This window comes from Vibrio sp. 970 (genome assembly GCF_033339075.1).
In genome coordinates this window covers 1-627 of sequence record NZ_JAWOTW010000473.1, presented here as the reverse complement: position 1 = coordinate 627, position 627 = coordinate 1, and the positions used below count along the sequence as shown (strand labels likewise).

1 protein-coding gene is annotated in these 627 nt (G+C 45.6%); it reads left to right on the top strand.

Annotated features, from left to right (window positions below; genetic code table 11):
• Positions 1–66 precede the first annotated feature (66 nt).
• The coding region (locus R7Q11_RS27390) for a DNA/RNA non-specific endonuclease (RefSeq protein WP_225467135.1) at positions 67–627 on the top strand (561 nt) is incomplete at its 3' end.

Sequence of the window (627 nt, the reverse complement as noted above, 5' to 3'; positions counted from 1 at the left end):
AAGCTAATTCACAGTCTTAGTGAGTAATTTCATTATTTTTAAATCTCTTAATAACGGAGAAAAATAATGAAAAACATCATCTTAGTATCTTTAGTCACACTCCTATCCTTCCCTACTCTTGCTGAAACTTGCGGTCAACACCTTGATAAAGGCATACCTTCAAGCAACAGCGATCAGTTCCTTTGCCGAGATGGCTATGCGGTTGGGTACAACTACAACACCAAAAACGCAGACTGGGTTGCTTACCACATTACCGCGGAAAGCGTGAACATCACCAACAAACGCAGTAACGCCTTCCAAGAAGACACTGAAATGCCGGATTACGCTCGCTCTACCCTAGCGGACTACAAAGGCTCAGGATACGACAGAGGGCACCTTGCGCCGTCAGCAACAATGGATTTCACCCAAGAGTCAATGAAGCAAAGCTTTTTGATGAGCAACATGTCGCCTCAACTGCCGGGGTTTAACCGCGTTGGTTGGCGCGTTCTAGAGGAACATGTTCGTGATCTCGCCAATGAGTACAATGAGCTTTATGTGGTGACCGGACCGATTTACCAAAGTAACGAAGGAACAATCGGTAATGGCGTGGCGATCCCGAGCGCATTTTACAAAGTCATTCTTGATCCA